Origin of the sequence: Dactylosporangium darangshiense (assembly GCF_039537565.1) — a bacterium.
In the GTDB taxonomy this organism is placed as follows: Bacteria; Actinomycetota; Actinomycetes; order Mycobacteriales; family Micromonosporaceae; genus Dactylosporangium; species Dactylosporangium darangshiense.
On sequence record NZ_BAABAT010000153.1, the window covers coordinates 1 to 2,404 of the forward strand.

The following is a 2,404-nucleotide window of genomic DNA, read 5'->3' on the forward strand; positions in this document are numbered from 1 at the left end:
GCGGATGCAGGCGCATATCGATGAGCGGTCGCTGCATGGTGTGGAGGTTCCGAGGGCGGTGGTGTATTCCCCGTCCGGGGATGGTGCTTCCTGGTTTGTCACGCAACCGGGGGGTCTGGTGCTGGAGAGGTATTCGAGTGTCGGGGAGGCTGTGGCGCGGGCGTGGGCGACGGTGCCGGGCCGGGTGGATCTGGCGCAGTACCTTCTTCGCAACGCCTTGCGGCGTGGACCGCATTGGGTGCCGGGAGATCTGTTGGCGGAGGTGGTAGCTGCTGCTGAGCTCGACGTGTCGGGCGACGAGTGGGCGGCTGAGCTGGTGGCGTCGGTGGCGCATCAGGCCGGGCAGGTGCGGATACCTGTGGGTCCTGCCCGCACGCAGCTGGAGCGGCTTGACGCGGTGCGGCATTGGTTGCAGGGTCCTGTTGCGCGGGTGGCGTCCGACGGTGAGCCGGCGGTGACGCTGCGGCTCCCGGACGGGGTGAGTATTCCTGTGGTGCGGTTGGAGCAGCAGGGGACCAATCCGGAGATTCACGTCGCGGCGCTGCCACGGGATCGGGGCCTGTGGGTGAACCACTACGCTACCGGCCTGGCGACGGTGCGGCTTGATCACGGCGTGACGCTCGACGAGCTGTACCGGAGGCTTGACGCCGCCACAATGGACACGATCTTTTTCGAGTCTGGTGGGTTGAACGACGTCGAGGTGGAACACGGGTCGGTCCGTCATGCGCCCTGGTCGTTGCTGCGTTCGGCTTCCGGGGGCGAGTGGATGACTGCCGAGGAGTTCCGGCAGCTGCTACCCGCCGGCATATCGAGTTTGGTGCTGCTCAGACCGCTTGGCGTGGGGGTTCGCTGGGAACAGTCGCGATTCATCACGCAGGCGTTCGAGCTCGAGCTCTGGGTCATTGCGGCCGAGTCCTTTGCGGCCAGAGGAACTGAAAACAGAGTCGAATGGCATCGAACCTGGATACCGAGGGGCGTCGAACCGTGGAGTTCTGCCCTGCTTGACCTGATGCCGAACCGGGGGATGAGGGGAAGTGCCGTCGATTTCTTCCTCCGGGCGCTACGAATTGAGGGAGGCGATGCCGCCGTCAACGTGCGTGATAGCACGTTTTTGACGCGGATGCTGTTGCGCACGTGGGAGGAGACCGACGATGTCGAGGGTGCGGTTGATCTCGATTTCGTGTTGTGGGAGGCGCCGAGTGCCGATGTCATTCGGCGTTGGTTGGGCAATGAGGTGGGTTTGGCGGTGGCGGTCCCGCCGAGGCACCCCGTTGCGGAAAATGTTCACCGGATTACGTTGAGTGTGCCTGCGCGTTTTGTTTGGACGCGTTCCAGCGGGGGCGAGACGTTTTCGGTGTTGGACACCAGGGCGTTGGTCGCGGACGCGGCGGCTGTGCAGCGGGTTGAACGGCAGGCTGCTGCGGCGGGTCAGGACGGCCGGGTCGGTGCAGCGTGGGCCGGTGAGGTGGGTGGGTCGGGGTCGGTGCGGGGTCCGAGGTTGCCGCTTGAGGTGATTGAGCGGCTTCTTGCGGAGTCCTCACCTGAATCGTTCACGCAGGTGACGAGATACAGGACTGTAGATGCAGATACGGCGTCGGGGCCGTGGACCGTTGATCGCCCTGGCGGGCCGCTGTCTCGGGAGGTGACGGTCGCCGCGTATGGGGTGCTGAGGCTCCGCGAGGCTTCTTCCCAGCCGCTGGCGCTGCCGTACCTGCCGGTGGACGTCTTTCGGATCAATCTCCGCCTGGTGCCGTTGGACGGCGTGGGGGTGATGCAGGTGCATCGTCTGCAAGTTCTGGCACTCCAGGCAGCCCGCATGGTCAATGATGCGCGGTTTGTCTCGGACGTCGGGCGGCAGCTCTATCTGCAGGTCACGTTCCATGACCGTGAGGAGCCGCATTGGACCCCCACAGTTCGTCGGCACCGGGAACGGGGCGGGTTGTCGATCAATGATCCGAATGTGTGGCCGACCGATGAGCTGCTTCGGGATCGAGGCGGTGCGCGTGACAATGAAATGCTCAACCGTTTGTTGCGCATGCTGGGCGTGGACCATCGGGTGGGTGGTCCGGCCGACCTTGCTGCACTACGGTCGGCGATAAGCTCCACACTGGAGGCGCATGCGGTAGCACCGGCTGAACTTGCATATACGCGGGATGACCACGGGGAGCCGATTCCGTCCAACTTCCAACCGGTCGTTGTCGAGCATGGCCACACAGTGCTGCGGATGTACGGGCCGGACATAGACTCACTCAATCCCTCGTCTGATGCGATCCTGCACGGGTTGAGCTCGGCCGTGCACGCGGTTCCGTTGCGGGAGTTCACGGAACAGTTGATGGCTCGCCGCTCGGCCGGTGTGCCGGTGCCGCCGCTGGAGATCGTGGTGTACGGGCCTGCCACGTCCGAT

General features: G+C 64.9%; 1 protein-coding gene. It reads left to right on the top strand.

Going from position 1 to position 2,404, the window contains the following annotated elements; translation table 11 throughout:
• Positions 1-184: 184 nt before the first annotated feature.
• Positions 185-2,404, top strand: a 2,220-nt coding sequence (locus ABD901_RS58350) for a hypothetical protein (protein WP_345144968.1), incomplete at its 3' end; no start/stop codon positions are given.